Origin of the sequence: Stutzerimonas sp. VN223-3 (assembly GCF_045999685.1) — a bacterium.
Taxonomy (GTDB): domain Bacteria; phylum Pseudomonadota; class Gammaproteobacteria; order Pseudomonadales; family Pseudomonadaceae; genus Stutzerimonas; species Stutzerimonas stutzeri_AR.
The window spans coordinates 1,141,344-1,158,969 of sequence record NZ_RBEC01000002.1 but is presented as its reverse complement, the minus strand read 5'-3'; the positions used below and the strand labels follow the sequence as shown (position 1 = coordinate 1,158,969).

The window sequence follows — 17,626 nt, the reverse complement described above, 5'->3', positions numbered from 1 at the left end:
CCAAAGGGGTGCGCCGTTGTCGCACCTCGCTGCGTTTGCGGCATACTGCGGACATCGTATTTTTCTGGTTAGCCGCATGCGTCACATCGCCCCGATCCTGTTCGCCTGCTTCCTCACCGCTTGCGGTGATGGCGAACCGCTGATACCCGCCGATGCCGTGCTGCCGGACGGTGGCCGCTACCGAGGCGAGGTGGTCGACGGTCTATTGCAGGGCGAAGGGCGTATCGACTACCCCAACGGCAGCAGCTACCGCGGCTCGTTCAAGGACGGCCAATGGAATGGTCATGGCGTCTGGCAAGGCGCCAACGGTGATCGCTACGAGGGTGAATTCAAGCAAGGCCTGTTCGATGGTCCGGGGCGCTTCAGCTATGCCGCCGGCGGTGTCTATGAAGGGCATTTCCTGCGCGGCAGCCTCAACGGTAAAGGCCGTTACACCGAGCAGGGCATGACCTACGAGGGCGACTTCAAGAACGATCTCTACCACGGCACCGGCAAGCTGCAGGGCGCAGATGGCGCGACGTACGAAGGAGATTTCGTCGCTGGCCAGCCCCATGGCGAGGGCACCCGCAGCGACGAGAGCGGCAAACTCAACGGCACCTTCGTCGAGGGCAGCCTGAACGGTGAAGGTCTGTATCGCGGCAGCAACGGCGAGCACTATCTGGGCAATTTCAAAAACGACCTATTTCATGGCCAGGGTCGCTACGAAGACGCCATCGGCAATGTCTGGAAAGGCTCGTTCAAGCACGGCGAGCTCAGCGGCGAAGGCCACTATGCTGGAGCCGACGGCACCCGCTACAGCGGTGAGTTCAAGCATTGGCAGTATCACGGCGAGGGCCATCTGCAATCGCCAGATGGCAGCCAGTACAAAGGTGCCTTTCGCGCCGGCCGCTTCGATGGTCCAGGCACCCTTACGCTCGCCGACGGCACCGAGCAGGCCGGTACTTGGCGCGCCGATCGACTTACTCATGACCATACGGGCAGCCGACTGGCCGACCCGCTGGAAGTCGGCCTGTTACGCCAAGGGCAACTGCTCGCCGAGGCACTTGACGCGGTACCGGTGTCGACCCCGGCTGCGGAGCTCTACAGCCTGACCTTCGCAGGCGACGGGCAGCAGAGTGTGTTCCTTCGCGAAGCCGGCTATGTCGACAAGCTGTTAGCCGAGCGCTTCGCCGCCTACGGCCAAATCAGCCTGGTCAACCACCGTGATCACCTGGCCGATAGACCACTGGCGACCCGCGAGAATTTGTCACGCGCCATTCAGAAACTGGCTGAACGCAGCGGACCTGAAGACCTGATCTTCATCTATCTCACCAGTCACGGCTCGGCCGACCACCAGTTAGCGCTGACCCAGCCACGGCTGGCGCTGGAAGACTTGCCGGCAGCGGACCTGGCGGCGCTGATGCAGCCGCTTGCTGGACGCAACAAGGTGATAGTGATTTCCGCTTGCTATTCCGGTGGGTTCATCGAGCCGCTGAAAAGCCCGAATACGTTGGTCATGACCGCAGCTCGCGCCGACCGGGTGTCGTTCGGCTGCTCCGAAGAAAGTGATTTCACCTACTTCGGCCGCGCGCTGTTCGCCGAGGCGCTACAGGAAACCAACGATATTGTGCAGGCCTTCACGCTGGCGCAGGCGAGGGTTGCCGAACGAGAGCAGGCCGACCACTATCAAGCTTCGGAGCCCCAGCTCTGGGCACCGGACCAGGTTGTCGAACACTGGCGGATGCTGCATGAACAACAGCCGACGCCGACCGACTGATCGCACAGGAAGCCAAACCATGTATTTGACGCCACAGCGTATTTTGCTTGCCGGCGCCACCGGGCTGACCGGCGAGCACCTGCTCGACCGCCTGCTCAACGAACCCACCGTGGAATGCGTTCTGGCACCCAGTCGCAAGCCTCTGGCCGAGCACCCTCGGCTCGAGAACCCGGTCGGCCCGCTGCAGGCTCTGTTGCCGCAGCTCCCAGAGGGCATCGACACAGCGTTTTGTTGCCTGGGCAGCACAATCAAAGAAGCGGGAAGCCAGGAAGCCTTCCGCGCCATCGATCATGACCTGGTCGTGGACTTTGCCAAACGGGCCCGTGAACTGGGCGCGCGGCATCTGCTGGTGATCAGCGCGCTGGGCGCCAACCCGGACAGTTCGATCTTCTACTGCCGAGTCAAAGGCGAGATGGAAGACGCCCTTCGCGCTCAGGACTGGCCGCAACTGACCATCGTGCGCCCTTCACAGCTATTGGGTCCGCGTATGGAAGTACGGCCGGTGGAGCGCCTGACCGCCCCGCTCTCATACCTTCTACCTGGCAAATACCGCGGCATCTCGGCCTGCATCCTCGCCCGCGCGCTCTGGCGCCTGGCGCTGGAAGAAGACGACGGCACGCGAGTGGTCGAGTCGGACGAATTGAGACGACTAGGACGGTAAACAGCTGCAAACCTGGCAAGGACTAGCCAAGCTGCTATGGCTTTCCGCCTTGCTTGCAGCTCCTAGCTTGCCGCTTGCAGCTGTTTTTAGCCTTTAATGAAATGCTCGCGGTAGTGACGCAGCTCGGCGATTGACTCACGAATGTCATCCAGCGCCAGATGCGTGCCGCCCTTCTTGAAGCTGGCGAGCACATCCGGAGCCCAGCGCGCGGCCAACTCCTTGAGGGTGGAGACATCCAGGTTGCGGTAGTGGAAATAGGCTTCCAGGCCGGGCATGCGCCGGTAAAGGAAACGGCGGTCCTGGCAGATGCTATTGCCGCAGATCGGCGATTTGCCCTTGGGCACCCATTGCTCGAGAAACGCCAGCGTCTGCGCCTCGGCCTTCTCGGTGGAGATCCGGCTCTCGCGAACTCGCTGGGTAAGCCCGGAGCCGCCATGTTGGCGCGTGTTCCATTCATCCATCCCGGCAAGAATCTCGTCGCTTTGATGGATGGCAATGACCGGCCCCTCAGCGAGGACGTTGAGCTGGCTATCGGTAACGATGGTCGCCATCTCGATAATGACGTCGTTATCCGGATCCAAACCGGTCATTTCCAGGTCGATCCAGATGAGATTCTGCGGGTTCTGCATGGTGAACTCCTTGACTGTGGCGCGCAGTTTAGCCGCTCGCATGATAGCCGTCAGGTGGCGCATCAGCCCCAAGCCGCCAGACCAGCAGGCGCGAATGACGCCAGTCATCGACCGGAAGTATTTCCTGCGCCTCGACACCCGGCACCTCGAAACTATTACTGATCAACAACGCCCCCGACCGCATCTCGGTGCATGCCTTCTGCCACAACGCCGGCATGGGCGCCGGAGAAAGGAAGCAGTAGGCCACGTCATATTCGGCCAGCGACACGCGCCAGAGACTGCGATAGCGCACCTGACAATTGCGCTGAAACAGGCAGCGCAACCAGCACAGGGCGAAGGTCAGCGGTGCGGTCTCGACACCGACGAAGCGCCCCTCCGGATAAGCCCGCGCCAACCGCAGCAACGTCCCGCCGAAACCACTACCCAAATCAATGAAGCGAAAGCCGTCGGGCAGCTGTGCCAGCCGCTGGATCAAACGCTTCTCGACCGCCGTACCGGTCAAATAAAGCGGCACCCGCTCAACCAAAGCATTCCAGTTCAGCATCAGCAGCACGATGAAGCCGGACAGCAACAGCCAGGGCGGCAGGGTGTGGTCCTGTAACAGCACCAGGCCCGGCACGAAGCCCGCATTGATCGGCAGCCACCAGCGCGAAAGGCCTAGCAACTGTCCCATCAACGCGGCGAGCAAGCCTTGCAAGCAAGCAGCGATCAGCGAGGTGACGTGCCAACCCGCCACTCGTGCCAACGCAAGCAACAGAAGCCAGGTGAGCAGCAGCGACGTCACCTGGCTGAACAGCGCCAGCAACGCCGGGAATCGTGATGCAGAAGCAGGCATGGAAGCTCGCTTGTCGACGGGATACGACGCCGAGTTTAACTGTCCTCAAGTACCGCATACAGGCCGGCAGCGAGGGGTAATCGGCATGCTAGACTCGCCTACTTTTCCAGCCCGGGCACCGCATTCAAATGGCCAAACGCCAACTCAACCGCCGGCAAAGCTGGCGCATCGAGAAGATCCAGGAGGAGCGCGCCTCGCGTGCAGCGCGCCGGGAATCACGTGCGATCGAAGAGCTGGAGGGCGGCGATCTCGGCCCGGAGCAGACTGGCCTGGTCATCGCCCACTTTGGCGTACAGGTTGAAGTCGAGGCGCAGGAGGGCGAGCATCAGAGCCAGATATTTCGCTGCCATCTGCGCGCCAACCTGCCGGCTCTGGTCACGGGCGATCAAGTGGTCTGGCGACCGGGCAATCAGGGCATCGGCGTCATCGTCGCGCAACTACCGCGCCAATCCGAGCTCTGCCGGCCCGACACTCGCGGCCAGCTCAAGCCGGTAGCGGCCAACGTAAACCTCATTGTCATCGTCTTCGCGCCCTTGCCGGAGCCACACGCCAATCTCATCGATCGTTATCTGATCGCCGCCGAGCATGCGGGCATCACGCCGTTACTGCTACTGAACAAGGCGGACCTGATCGATGCGCAGAATGAACGCGCGCTCAACGCACTGCTATCGGTCTATCGAACGCTGGGCTACCCGCTGATGGAAGTATCCGCTCATGACGGCGCCGGCATGGACGCACTGAAAGCTCGACTCGACGGCCACGTCAGTGTATTCGTCGGCCAGTCCGGCGTTGGTAAGTCGTCGCTGGTGAACAGTTTGTTGCCGGGTGTCGATACCCGCGTCGGCGCGTTGTCGGAAATGACCGGCAAGGGCACCCACACCACCACCACCGCGCGGCTGTTTCACTTTCCCGGCGGCGGCGAGCTGATCGACTCACCCGGCATTCGGGAGTTCGGCCTGGGCCACGTCAGCCGCGCCGATGTCGAAGCCGGCTTCATCGAGTTTCAGGATCTGTTGGGGCATTGCCGCTTTCGCGACTGCAAGCACGATCGCGAGCCTGGCTGCGCGCTGCTGAACGCACTGGAGCAAGGGCAGATCCAACCACAACGGATGGCCAGTTACCGCCATATCATCAGCGGCCTGCCGAAATAGCAGCAGCGTCAAGCCACGTAGCCGGGCGGCTTTTCTTACAATCTTAGGACTTGCAACTCTTAGCCTGGCTCATCGAACTTCAGCACTCCGTCCTCGAAGATGTTCAGTCGCTCGCGCAACTGCGTCGGTGGTAGCGGTTCGGTTGTATCGATCGCCGGTGCCTCGTCGAGACCGGCCTGCGTAGCACTTGGCGCTGGCGAATCAGCGGAGGTGCCAGCCGCGCCCGTGTCCGATTGCTCCCCTTCGATGTCGCGCTGTGCCTTTTTGGTCAGCACCAGGATGTCGATGCGGCGGTTGACCGGGTTCAGCGGGTCAGCGCGATCAAACAAGGCCGACGATGCATAACCCACCACACGGGCAAGCTGATCTTCTGGATAGCCCCCAGCGACGAGTGCACGTCGGGCCGCATTGGCGCGCCCAGCGGACAGTTCCCAGTTACCGAACTCGCCGCGCCCAGCGTAAGGCTTGGCATCGGTGTGCCCACTGATGCTGATCTTGTTCGGCACTGCCCGAATGGTGTCTGCCATAGCCAGCAAAATGTCTTCGAAGTAAGGCTGCAGCTGGGCGCTGCCCAAGGCGAACATCGGGCGATTCTCCGCATCCACGATTTGGATACGCAGACCATCTTGAGTGATTTCGAATAGGATCTGGTCCTTGAAGCGGGTCAGGTCCGGATCCTCGTCAACCTTGTTCTGCAACTCCTGCAACAGCAATTCCAGTCGCTCGCGTTCCAGTTGCTCGGCAAAGGTTTCCGCCTGGTCGGCGTCGATCTTCGACTCGCTCTGCTCGATCACCGGATCGACTTCTTCGTTGAGCGTCCGATCCCGCGATGGTGTAGGCGTACCGCCAAGATCGATCACATGCGGACTGGCGCTCTCGGTAAAGCCGATCGGGTCCTGAAAGTAACCGGAAATAGCCCTCTTCTGCTCGGGTGTCGCCGAACTCATCAGCCACATCACCAGAAAGAACGCCATCATCGCTACCGCGAAATCGGCAAAAGCAATCTTCCAGGCGCCGCCGTGATGGCCCGCAGCGGTTTTCTTGACCCGTTTGACGATGATCGGCTGGTTGTTGTCCATGGTTAGGCTACCTAGCTACCACGCATGGTTTGTTCGAGCTCGGCGAAACTTGGCCGGTGCGCGGGTAACAGGACTTTACGGCCGAACTCAACCGCCAAGGTCGGCGGCATGCCGGAGGCCGAAGCCACCAGGGTCGCTTTGATGCCCTCGTAGAGATTCAGCTCTTCCTTGGCGTCATGCTCCAGCGCGGCGGCCAGCGGGCCGAAGAAACCGTAGGACGCAAGAATCCCCAGGAACGTACCGGTCAACGCGGTGGCGACCTTTTCTCCAATCATCGCGTTGTTCGCTTCGGCGAGAATCGACATTGTGATTACGATGCCCAGCACCGCCGCCACGATACCCATGGCCGGGAGTCCGTCTGCGACCCGCGCGACTGCGTGGGAAGGATGCTCGAGTTCTTCCTTCAGGCTGTTCAATTCCATATCGAACAAGCCTTCCAATTCATGCGGCGCCATGTTGCCGGAGGACATGATGCGCAGGTAATCGCAGATGAATGCGGTCATCCGCTCATCCTTGAGAATCGCCGGGTATTTACTGAAGATCGGGCTCGCAGAGGGGTCCTCAAGGTCCGCCTCGATGGCCATCATGCCTTCCCGACGACTCTTGTTGAGAATCTCGTACAGCAGCCCCAACACTTCCAAGTAGTACTTTTGGGTAAACCGCGAGCTGAACATCTGCAGCGATTTTTTGAAAACGATTTTGATTGTGCTGCCGGGGTTGGCCTGCAAGAAACCGCCCAGCGCAGCGCCGCCGATGATCATGACCTCAAAAGGATGCATGAGCGCCCCGATCTTGCCGCCAGACAGTACGAATCCGCCCAGAACGCTGGCGAATACCACGATGATGCCAATAATTTTTGCCATAGAAAGGTACGTCTAAAACCTGATCGCAGGGCACCTGGGACAAGCCGCGCTACATCGCGCGCTCGCATGGGTTACAGGCGGGGCGTATGAAAGAATTGTTCTGGTTATCGGAACTTTTGCGCCAGACTAAAGGCCATCCCGATGAAATGCTAGTTCGGCGGCATAATGACAACGACCCCACTTCCCCGCACGCTTCCCGCCTGGATCAAGGCGCTAGACGCCGTTGTGCTGCCTGTGTTTGCCGATCCGTACGCGCGCGTCCAGCTGGCATTGCGCGACAGCAGCATGTCGATGCGGCAGATCGCCGAGCTGATCCAGGAAAGCCCGGTCATGGCGCTCAGCGTGATCCGCGAAGCCAATCGCAACGCCGCCGCGACCAGGCCGGCCGAGAGTCTGGAAGTTGCGCTCAGCCGCATCGGCCTGAAACGCGCCGAAGCCTTGTTTGCCCGTATTCCGGCGGCCCAGCCTCGGGACATTCCTGCACCGCTGCGGCAGATGGTACTCATCAGCCGCCATGCCAGCCAGCAGGCCAACGGGCTGTTTGCCTCCCGCCTTGCACGCCTTTGGCAGGAAATCCACTGGAGCAGTCTGCTATTCCTCTCGCCGGTCTGGGCGCTGGTCGCGGCTCACCCTGAACTGCTCGAAGCCTGGGAACAGCGTGTGCTGGTCAAGCGCGAACCAGCCCGCCAGGTCGAACAATCGCTGCTGGGCGTAGCGCTGCTGGATCTCTGCGTGGCGGTTGCTGAACATTGGGGTTTGCCCGGCTGGATCGTCCAGGGGTATCGATTGCTTAGCGACAATCGGCGAATGTTGATAAAGGCGCTACACATTGCCCGTGACAACGAGCACCCGCTGCACCAGCAGCAGATGCTCGATGCCGATCCCGATCTACGTCGCTGGCTCACCCTGCCAAGCAACACCATCGTGCTTGCCAATGGCCTGGCGCTTTCGGCGCACAACAGCTGGAGCGGCATTCATAGTCTCCGCTGGCAGCGACTCGCCGGGCTATACCTCCAGATTCCACTGGCTGAACTACAGCAGATGGTGCATCAGCACGCCGCCGCCAGTGCGCAAGCAATCGGCCATACAGACCTCTGGCACCCGGCCCAAGGCCTGCTGTGGCCATGGGAGAGTGTGTTTCAGGTAGAAAAGGCGGCGAAGTTGCCCAGCACCGAAACACTGACGGAATGGCGTGCGCATTGTCGCGAACTGCTCAGCGAACGCTGCCCGTACGACAACGTGGTGCAACTAACTGCGACCGCCGCTAAAGCCCTGAACTGCGCCGGAATGCAACGAGTCCTGCTGATGCTCGTCGACCGCAAGCACAATCGCCTGGTCAGCCAGCAAACCTTTGGCCTCCCACGCGAGGCTGCCAGGCTGTCAGTCGAATCGGAGCAGAGCCAAGTGCTGCGCAGATTGCTGGAAAAGCCTGCATTGCTGCGACTCAACCCGGACAACATGGCGCAGTTCTCTGCGCTGTTGCCAGGAGCGCTGAAGGCATTGTTCCCAAGCGAACACGTACTGCTGCGCTCCATCGGTCACGACGGCCGCGTAGTCATGCTGGTAATGGCCGATCAAGACAACACGGCGTTCAGCGAAATGGGTTTGCAAGCGTTCACCAAGACGGTGCAGTGCATCGAGCGTGCGCTGGCGACGTTCAGCAAGCGCGGGCGTTGATCTTTTTCGCTAGACTTTGCTCTTTCCGTCCGACCGAGGCTTGCCGTGTCCGCCTTTTCAACCCTGCCCCTGGTAATCGAACCGACCGATCTGGCCGAGCGCCTGAACGCCCCCGAGCTGATACTGGTCGACCTGACCAGTGCGGCCCGCTATGCCGAAGGTCATCTGCCCGGCGCACGATTCGTTGATCCCAAGCTGACCCAACTCGGCCAACCGCCGGCACCGGGACGGCTGCCCGGCAAGGCCCAGCTGGAAGCCCTTTTTGGCTCAATCGGGCATCGCTCCGACGCAGCCTATGTGGTTTACGACGATGAAGGTGGTGGCTGGGCCGGGCGCTTCATCTGGTTGCTGGATGTAATCGGCCATCATCGCTACCACTATCTGAATGGCGGCCTGCACGCCTGGCTGGCTGAGCAACGACCGTTATCACACGACATTCCCGCCACAGTGTCCGAGCCGGTAACGCTGCAGCTTCACGACGCACCCAGCGCGACCCGCGAATACATCGAGAGCCGGCTCGGCGCTGCGGATCTGGTCATATGGGACGCCCGATCACCTGAGGAATATCACGGCGAGAAGGCGCTTGCCGCGCGCGCCGGGCATATCCCCGGCGCGATCAACTTCGAATGGACCGCGGCGATGGATCCGGCGCGCGCCATGCGTATCCGCGAAGACATCGCCGAACGGCTGCAGGCGCTCGGCATCAGTCCAGACAAAGAAATCATCACTCACTGCCAGACGCATCACCGCTCCGGCTTCACCTACCTGCTGGTCAAAGCCCTGGGCTATCCGCGAATCAAGGGATACCCCGGCTCCTGGGGCGAATGGGGCAACCTGCCCGACACTCCGATCCAGCAATCAAAAGGTCACCCATGAAAGATCGCTTGTTCGTATTCAGCCAGTACCTGCTCCCGCATCACCTGATCTCGCGTCTCGCCGGCTGCCTGGCCGAGAGCCGCTTACCTTGGGTGAAGAACACCTTCATCAAGTGGTTCGTTCGGCATTTTCAGGTAGATATGCGTGAAGCTCAGACTGAAGACCCGACCGCTTACGAGCACTTCAACGCGTTCTTCACCCGCGCACTGAAAGACGGCGCGCGACCGCTGGACCCGACACCCGGCGCGATCCTCAATCCCTGTGATGGCGCAATCAGTCAGCTCGGCCGGATCGAGCAGGGCCGCATCTTCCAGGCCAAGGGCCACAGCTACAGCGTGACGGAGCTGCTCGGCGGCGACCATGAGCGTGCCGCGCCCTTCATGGGCGGCGATTTCGCCACCGTATACCTGTCGCCCAAGGATTATCACCGGGTGCATATGCCGTTGGCTGGCACCCTGCGCGAGATGGTCTATGTGCCGGGCCGCATCTTCTCGGTGAATACCGTCACCGCTGAAGGCGTGCCGGAGCTGTTCGCCCGCAACGAGCGCGTGGTCTGCCTGTTCGATACCGAGCGCGGCCCGATGGCCATGGTGCTGGTCGGTGCAATGATCGTCGCCAGTATCGAAACCGTGTGGGCCGGACTGGTAACGCCACCCAAGCGCACCCTCAAGACGATGCGCTACGACGAAGCCAGCCGAGCCCCCATCCATCTGGAAAAAGGCGCCGAGATGGGCCGTTTCAAACTGGGTTCCACAGTGATCCTACTGTTCGGGCCGGATCAGGTCAGTTGGGCCGAACAACTGTCCCCGTTGACGCCGGTGTGCATGGGCGAGGGGCTCGGTCAGGCCACGCCGGCCCAGCACTTTGTCGCACCGGATCCTGGCCAGGCTCAGCCATAGAACCTAAACCAGTGGTCGGTTGCCGCTAGCCAAGCCCTTCGTGTCCGTTATGATATCGTCGTCCCGATTGCATATTGCCATCATCGAGGGCGACGAGTGCGTGGACGCACTGCCAGAGTCGTAGGCGGAGCGCCAGGGATCATGTCGCGGAGTTCGTAGTTTGGAAAACCACAGTCAGCCACTGCTGTTGCGCGTACCGACGCCGGATTGCCAGGGGCTGTCTTTCTGCGAGGCCAGCGTGCGCGGCGTCAGACGCTGGCTTGCCGGGCTGCCCAAAGCAAACCTCGGCGAAACTGCGCGCCTGCTGTATCAGGCAGTACTGGAACTCAACCAGCTGCGTACGACTGCCCAAGATCGTCTGCAGTTGCTCGAATTGCTGCGACCGGAAATCCACTTCGTCTGCAGAGAACTGGAACGTTACTTCGTCAACCAGCCGATCGTTCTCAGCGAGCGCCCGCGCAAGGTGGCCAGCTTATGCCAGGCGCTGCAGAATCACCTGGCCATCGGCTACAAACTGATATCGGTCGAACTGGCTCCGCAGGCCGGTCGTGAACGCCTGCAGTTACTCACCATCTCGCTGCAGCGAGCGATCCGCAGCCTCTGCGCGATGCTGGTTCGTTCCACCCAACTATACAGTCCGACACCCAATGGCCTATGGCTTGAGCTCCATCAGCTCTACGCCATCGCCGCCGAGCATGGCGTGCACCGCACATTGGTGCGTGACGACCTGGCTTATCAGATCAATGGCCTGAGCGCTGAGCAGAGCTATATCGTCGCATTGATGATCGGCAGCGCCCGCTGCAACCAGATGCGCCAGCAAAACATCGCGCAACTGGCGCAGGTACTCGAACCCTGGAGCGCGCTGGTTCGCCTGCAATCGGCACAGAATTCGTCCAGCCTGTTCGGCGTGTCGCCCCGGATCGACGGGCCGCCGCGTTATCGATCCATGTTTACGCCCAAGGAGCTGCCAAACCTGCTCGGCATTGATCCGCATGCATTGGTTGCAGCGCTCCGGGCGCATCTGGACTCCACGCCAAATGCGCCCGGAGAGTCAGCGCTTGCGGTGCCCGAGGGGCTGAGCCTCGACCTGATGCAACACGTAAGTGCGGCCTGGGGCGACATCTCCGAGCGCAGCTTCCAGCGCACCCCCGCGCAAGGCCAGATGAACATCTGCATCGGCATGAGCGCACTACATTACTATCTCGCTGGGCAGCGCCTGTTTGGCGAGCTGTTGAAACGACCGGAAGCCGCTCGATCCGCTGTATTCAAACTGAACAACGCTGAGCCCGACATCTGGGCAATTGCGTTCGATGCGCAGGTAGTCAACGAGGACGCTCTCCTGCCGCGCGAAGATATCGAATTCGTCCGCCCCGTCATTGCAAACGCAGAGGAAGAGGAAGCGTCAGCGCCACCAGCCGTCGACAATCCCTATCCAACGTTCGAGGTGCAACTGGTCAACCACAGCCCTGGCGGATTCTGCCTCTCCTGGGCGGGCGAGGTCCCGGCGCAGCTCCAGGCGGGCGAACTGCTCGGCCTGCAGGATGGCACCAGCCAGAACTGGAGCATCGCGGTAGTACGCTGGATTCGCCAGGTGCGCGGCGGTGGTCCGCAGATCGGTGTGGAGCTGATCGCTCCCTATGCGCAACCTTGCGGTTTGCGCCTGTTACGCAAGGTCGATCAAGGCAGCGAATATTTGCGCGCCCTGCTGCTACCGGAAATCAGCGTGATTTCACGTCCGGCGGCGCTCATCGTTCCGAGCCTACCGTTCCAGGAAGGGCAGAAGGTACAGATCAACCAGAATGGAGAAGAACACCGCGCACTACTTTGCCGGCGCCAGACAGGTTCCGGCAGCTATAACCAGTTTGAATACCAGCTGGTCGGGCTTGCAGCCGCCTCCCAAGAGACCCCGATCACAGCACGAGGAACCCAGGCGGCGCCAGGGATTGAAGATTTTGACTCGCTCTGGAAGTCGCTGTAGATTGCGGCTCTCCGTTTTTTTAGCCCTCCACGCCCCTATACGGCGCGTTCTAAAGCTGCTGCCATGGCCCCGCAAAAGAAAACTATCCGTCTGCTGATCCTCGAAGACTCGCAGAACGAAGCTGAGCGACTGGTCAGCCTGTTTCGCAATGCAGGCCAGGCGACGCGCGTGCATCGACTCACCTCCAGCGATGACCTGGCCGATGTGCTCCAACAGACCTGGGACCTGCTGATCAATGCGCCGAGCAGCAGCAACCTCGACCCTAGCGAAGCCATAGGTGCCATCCGCAAGCAAGCCAAGGACATCCCGGTCATTCAGTTGATCGATGGCAACGATTCCGACGCCATTACTGAGTCCCTCGCACAGGGAGCGCAGGCCGCACTACCGCAAGGCGAGGATGAATGGTTGATTCTGGTCGCCAATCGGGAGCTGGAGAACCTTGAAGAGCGTCGAGCACGCCGTTCCGCCGAGCTGGCGCTGCGCGAGGCAGAGAAGCGCTGCCAATTGCTGCTGGAGAGCTCAGTTGACGCCATCGCCTATGTCCACGACGGCATGCATATCTACGCCAACCGTGCCTACCTTGAGTTATTCGGCTACGAAGATGTCGACGAGCTCGAAGGCATGCCGATGATCGACCTGATCGCGTCCTGCGACCAGGGCGATTTCAAGGGCTTCCTGAAGACCTATCAAACCCAGCAGGGCAGCGCCGAACTCATCTGTGGCGGCGTCCGCGCCGATGGTGGCAACTTTAAGGCGCGCATCAACTTCTCCCCGGCCAGCTACGATGGCGAGCCCTGCATCCAGGTGGTCATTCGCGCAGAGAACGACAATGCCGAACTGGAGAAACTGCGCGAGATCAGCAGCCAGGACCTGGTAACGGGCCTGCACAACCGCAGCCATTTTCTCGAACTGCTCGACAGTGCGGTCGAGCGCGCGGTGAACGCAGGGCAAGGCGCGAGTCTCGCCTATATTCGCGTCGACCGCTTTGCCAGCCTCCAGGCAGACCTTGGCTTGGGCGACTCTGATCGCCTACTGGCCGAGCTCTCCCAACTGCTGCGCGATCACTTTACAGATCAGGCTCAACTGGCACGCTTTGGTGACGACGCTTTCGCAGTATTGATGCCAGAGGCCAAAATACAGCAGCTCGAACAGCCCTTGACCGAACTGTTGCGCAAGGTTGAAGGCCACCTGTTTGATATCGGTGCCCGCACCGTACAAACCAGCCTGAGCATCGGTGCCGCCACGCTCGATGAACGGACCGCGAAGGCTCGAGACGTAATCGACCGTGCCCATCGCTGCGCCGAAGAACTCGCTGATGGCAATGCGCTTCGCATCTACAACCCCGCCGACGAATTAGCGGCAGCAGCCAATCGGGGCAACGTCCTCGCTATGCTGCAGCAGGCGCTGGAAAAGAACAGCTTCCGCCTGTTGTTCCAACCGATCATTAGTCTGCGCGGCGACAGCCACGAGCATTACGAGGTGCTGCTGCGCCTGCTCGATCCGCAAGGCGTCGAAGTTCCTCCTGGCGAGTTTCTCGGCGCAGCGAAAGAAGCGGGGCTGGCCACCAAGATCGATCGCTGGGTACTGCTCAATTCCATCAAGCTGCTCGCCGAGCATCGCAGCAAGGGTCACAGCACACGATTGTTCGTACACCTTTCGAGCGCCAGCCTGCAAGACGCCTCACTGCTGCCGTGGCTGGGAGTTGCGCTCAAGGCGTCGCGATTGCCGCCTGACTCGCTGGTCTTCCAGTTCGATGAGAACGACGCCGTCGCGTACCTCAAGCAGGCGAAAGCGCTCACTAATGGATTGGCCGGGCTAGGCTGCCGCAGCGCCCTGAGTCAGTTCGGCTGCGTGCTGAACCCGTTCAATACGCTCAAGCACCTTAGCGCCGACTTCGTGAAAATCGACGGCTCCTATACTCAGGACCTGAGCCGTCAGGAAAATCAGGAAGCACTCAGGCAGCTGCTGGCAGACCTTCACGGACAGGGCAAGCAGACCATCGTGCCTTTCGTCGACAGCGCCACGGTCCTCGCCACACTTTGGCAGGCCGGCGTCGGCTACATTCAGGGGCAATATCTGCAGGGCCCGAGCCAGTCGATGGATTACAACTTCTCCTCGGACGACGAATAGGCGCCAAGCTGCAAGCTGATCAGCCTGCGGCCTGCCCACTCGCCAATGAAGCGGGAAGATGCTATTCGTGGAAAATGCTCAGCCCCAACCGCATCCCGGCTTGAAACTGACGCAGCTTCTATTCGTTCCCTTCCCGATCCCTGAAGCCAAGCAAATAAAGAATTCCATCCAGCCCCAGGGTGGAAATCGCCTGCTTGGCCGACTGCTTGACCAGCGGTTTGGCCCGAAAAGCCACGCCCAGCCCGGCCAGCCCGAGCATCGGCAAATCATTGGCGCCGTCGCCAACGGCAATGGTCTGCTCCAGACGTAAGCCTTCCCTCTCTGCCAGCTCGCGGAGCAAGTCGGCCTTGCGCTGGGCATCGACGATGGGCTCCTGCGCGACACCGGTGAGTTTGCCGTCAACGATCTCCAGTTCGTTGGCATAGACGTAATCGATACCGAGCCTGGCCTGAAGCTGACGCGCAAAATAGGTGAAGCCACCCGAAAGGATCGCGGTCTTGTAGCCCAGTCGCTTCAGCTCGGCGAACAACAGTTCAGCGCCCTCTGTGAGGCGCAGGCTGGCGCCGACTTCGACCAGCGCATGCTCTTCCAGGCCTTCGAGCAGCGCCAGGCGCTCCTTGAAGCTGGCACGGAAATCTAGCTCGCCGCGCATCGCACGCTCGGTGATTTCCGACACCTGATCGCCAACCCCGGCCGCCTTCGCAAGCTCGTCGATGACTTCAGCCTCGATCAATGTCGAATCCATATCGAATACCGCGAGCCGGCGATTGCGACGAAACACCGAGTCGCGCTGGAATGCGATGTCGACATTCAGCTCCTGCGCCACGCTGAGGAACTCGGCGCGCAACGCGGCGGTGTCGGCTGGCTCACCTCGCACCGAGAACTCAATGCAACCCTTGCCTAGGTCCTCGGGCATATCCAGTGGCTGGCGCCCTGAAAGACGGTCGATGTGGTCGATGTTGAGGCCATATTTGGCAGTGATCGAGCTGACCCGCTGCAATTGCTCGGCGGTGACCTTTCGTGTCAGCAGAGTGACTATATGCCGAGGCTTGCCCTGGCCCGCGACCCATTGCTGGTAGTCCTCTTCGGCGACCGGTGTGAAGCGCACCTGCTGGTCGTGCTTGTAGCCCATGAAGAGCACGTCCTTGAGCACTGAAGAAGCGCGCTCGGTATCTGGGATTTCCACCAGGATGCCGAACGACAGCGTGTCATGGATCACCGCCTGACCGATATCCAGAATATTCACGCCACCCTGGGCGAGCACGCCGGTGATAGCCGCGGTCAGCCCGGGGCGATCTTCCCCGGTAATGTTGATCAGGACGATTTCGCGCAAGGCGTAGCTCCCATGGCAAAGAAGGCAGGCATTCTACAACAGCCGGGCAGCAGCTGAGCGCCGCTGCATGCGCCGGATCATCGGCGTCATTTAGCCGTTCCGGCGACATATTCCTGCAATTCGTCAGCTTTGACCGTGAGACCTTCAGCCCCCAGTGCGCTTTCCGTATACTGCGCGGCACTTTCCCTAAGAGTAGAGCCGCGCTTTGTGAACCGGCCCGCATCCGTCAAGCCCGACAACTTCTTTCTGCTGATCTACCGCGCACTGCGCCAGCGACGTATTCCGCTGGTGCTGCGAGTGGCCAGTCATACGCTGCTGCTGGTCGCCCTGGCGCTGATCATCTATGCCTGGGTCATGGGCATGCAATTCAAGCATGCCATGGAGCAACAAGCCGATGCCCTCGGCCAGAGTCTGATCACCCAGACAGCCGCCTCGGCGACCGATTTGTTGGTGGCCAACGATATTCTCAGCCTCAACGTGTTACTGAGCAATCTGGTGAAGAACCCGCTGGTGGCTCATGCAGCAATCTATAGCGTTGATAACCGCGTGCTGGCGGAATCTGGCGCTCGTCCCCAGCGCAATCTGCTAGGCGAAGAAGAAGGCCTCTACTCCACACCCATCAGTTTCCAGGATGTGATTGCCGGGCATCTGCGTATCAACCTCGACATGCGGCAGTTCCAGCAACCGATGACCATCAGTTTGCAGAGCATGGGGCTGTTGAGTCTGATCCTGCTGGCACTCACCCTGACGCTCAGCATGCGCCTGGGCCGTCAGCTATCGCTGCCGCTGATGCAACTGCGCCTGTGGTTGCGTGACCCGGACGATCCAGCCCCCGGTGCGGGACGGCAAGACGAAATCGGCGATCTAGCGCGGCAGTTGCAGGCACGCCTGGTGCCAGAAGAGCCTGAGCCGGAGATCGAACTCGACGAAAGCATGCAGGACATTTACTCGGCGCACTTCGATGTACCTGCCGCTGCTCCCAATGCCGTCGACGACCATCCCGCCATTGATCTCAGCGATAACGCCGTAGACGAAGAAGACCGCAGGGACAGCTATCGCCCTGCCGCGCCGGCTGCCGCGGATGACTTCGACCCGTTCGACGACGACCCGCCATTCGAGGAGCCAAGACCGCAGCCACAGCCGCGCCCAGGGATTGCTGTCCCGCCACCTGCTGTGAGCGGAAAAAGTGGTGTATTGGCGATACAGCTTGGCGCTCAGGAGCAGTTACGTCGACTGCCCCGCGCTCGCCTGACCGAGCTGCTGCAGCGCTACACCGACTGCCTGCAGCAAGCCGCGACGCTGTATCAGGCGGAGCTTCACACGCTCAACGATGGCAGCAGCCTGATGCTGTTCCACAGCCAGGACGACGAGCAGAACTACCTGACCCACGGTCTGTGCTGCGGCGAGCTGATGCGTGCACTTGGGCATGCACTGCAAATCGAAGTCGCAGACAGCGGTATTACCCTACAGCTCCAACTCGGCCTGACCCAGGGCGAAGGACTTTACGATCTCAGCCAGGGCGACCTGCTACTCAGCGAGCCGGCACAGGCAGCGCTGGCCTTGTCCCAGCACAGCCGTAATCTGTTGTTGGTCGAGCGCAGTATTGGCGAGGATAACCTGATCCGGCAACGTGCCCGCATCCGACCGATCGCCAGCCCGGAGGGTGCCTGCTGCGTCGAACGCCTGCTCGAACCCTATCCGCCACTGCTCGAACGCCAGCTGGCACGCATGCACGAGTTGCGTAATCGCAGCGACTGAC

General features: G+C 61.0%; 14 protein-coding genes. 9 read left to right on the top strand and 5 right to left on the bottom strand.

Translation table 11 applies throughout. The annotated features are described in order from the left end of the window. Positions 1-76: 76 nt before the first annotated feature. Positions 77-1,756, top strand: coding sequence for a C13 family peptidase (locus tag D7241_RS13945; protein ID WP_408102013.1), 1,680 nt, complete (start codon positions 77-79; stop codon positions 1,754-1,756). A 19-nt stretch (positions 1,757-1,775) separates the two neighbouring features. After that, positions 1,776-2,417 (top strand): oxidoreductase, encoded by a 642-nt coding sequence (locus D7241_RS13940; protein ID WP_408102012.1) that lies wholly within the window; start codon positions 1,776-1,778, stop codon positions 2,415-2,417. 86 nt (positions 2,418-2,503) lie between these two features. Here the strand turns inward: D7241_RS13940 and orn are convergent, their stop codons facing one another. Next, a complete protein-coding gene (gene orn / locus D7241_RS13935; RefSeq protein WP_408102011.1) occupies positions 2,504-3,046 on the bottom strand; it encodes an oligoribonuclease in 543 nt (180 codons plus the stop codon). Positions 3,047-3,074: 28 nt separating this feature from the next. Then, on the bottom strand, positions 3,075-3,881 hold the full coding sequence (locus D7241_RS13930) for a class I SAM-dependent methyltransferase (protein ID WP_408102010.1): 807 nt from the start codon (positions 3,879-3,881) through the stop codon (positions 3,075-3,077). Between the two features lie 128 nt (positions 3,882-4,009). Here D7241_RS13930 and rsgA point away from each other — a divergent pair, with 128 nt between their 5' ends. Then, positions 4,010-5,032 (top strand): small ribosomal subunit biogenesis GTPase RsgA, encoded by a 1,023-nt coding sequence (gene rsgA / locus D7241_RS13925; RefSeq protein ID WP_408102009.1) that lies wholly within the window; start codon positions 4,010-4,012, stop codon positions 5,030-5,032. Positions 5,033-5,091: 59 nt separating this feature from the next. On the opposite strand, the gene motB is transcribed toward rsgA, so the two are convergent. Together motB and motA are read right to left on the bottom strand one after the other, a co-directional pair. Further along, positions 5,092-6,111 carry a flagellar motor protein MotB gene (gene motB / locus D7241_RS13920; protein WP_408102008.1) on the bottom strand — a complete coding sequence of 340 codons (1,020 nt, stop codon included), beginning with the start codon at positions 6,109-6,111 and terminating at the stop codon, positions 5,092-5,094. A gap of 11 nt (positions 6,112-6,122) precedes the next feature. Continuing rightward, complete coding sequence (gene motA, locus D7241_RS13915) at positions 6,123-6,974, bottom strand: flagellar motor stator protein MotA (RefSeq protein WP_408102007.1); 852 nt, start codon at positions 6,972-6,974, stop codon at positions 6,123-6,125. Positions 6,975-7,139: 165 nt separating this feature from the next. Here motA and D7241_RS13910 point away from each other — a divergent pair, with 165 nt between their 5' ends. From D7241_RS13910 to D7241_RS13890, 5 genes are all read left to right on the top strand, one after another. Beyond that, complete coding sequence (locus D7241_RS13910; RefSeq protein WP_408102006.1) at positions 7,140-8,651, top strand: HDOD domain-containing protein; 1,512 nt, start codon at positions 7,140-7,142, stop codon at positions 8,649-8,651. 45 nt (positions 8,652-8,696) lie between these two features. Beyond that, positions 8,697-9,527, top strand: a complete 831-nt coding sequence (locus tag D7241_RS13905; protein WP_408102005.1) for a rhodanese-like domain-containing protein — start codon at positions 8,697-8,699, stop codon at positions 9,525-9,527. Continuing rightward, positions 9,524-10,426: an archaetidylserine decarboxylase gene (asd, locus tag D7241_RS13900; protein WP_255977555.1), complete on the top strand. Its 903-nt coding sequence runs from the start codon at positions 9,524-9,526 to the stop codon at positions 10,424-10,426. The genes D7241_RS13905 and asd overlap by 4 nt, the downstream gene beginning before the upstream one ends. 160 nt (positions 10,427-10,586) lie before the next feature. Further along, positions 10,587-12,404 (top strand): molecular chaperone, encoded by a 1,818-nt coding sequence (locus D7241_RS13895; RefSeq protein WP_408102004.1) that lies wholly within the window; start codon positions 10,587-10,589, stop codon positions 12,402-12,404. 63 nt (positions 12,405-12,467) lie between these two features. After that, positions 12,468-14,534 carry an EAL domain-containing protein gene (locus D7241_RS13890; protein ID WP_408102003.1) on the top strand — a complete coding sequence of 689 codons (2,067 nt, stop codon included), beginning with the start codon at positions 12,468-12,470 and terminating at the stop codon, positions 14,532-14,534. A 118-nt stretch (positions 14,535-14,652) separates the two neighbouring features. Here the strand turns inward: D7241_RS13890 and serB are convergent, their stop codons facing one another. After that, positions 14,653-15,867, bottom strand: a complete 1,215-nt coding sequence (gene serB / locus D7241_RS13885; protein WP_408102002.1) for a phosphoserine phosphatase SerB — start codon at positions 15,865-15,867, stop codon at positions 14,653-14,655. 207 nt (positions 15,868-16,074) lie between these two features. Here serB and D7241_RS13880 point away from each other — a divergent pair, with 207 nt between their 5' ends. Then, on the top strand, positions 16,075-17,625 hold the full coding sequence (locus D7241_RS13880) for an AhpA/YtjB family protein (protein WP_408102001.1): 1,551 nt from the start codon (positions 16,075-16,077) through the stop codon (positions 17,623-17,625). The last annotated feature ends 1 nt before the right edge of the window (position 17,626 follow it).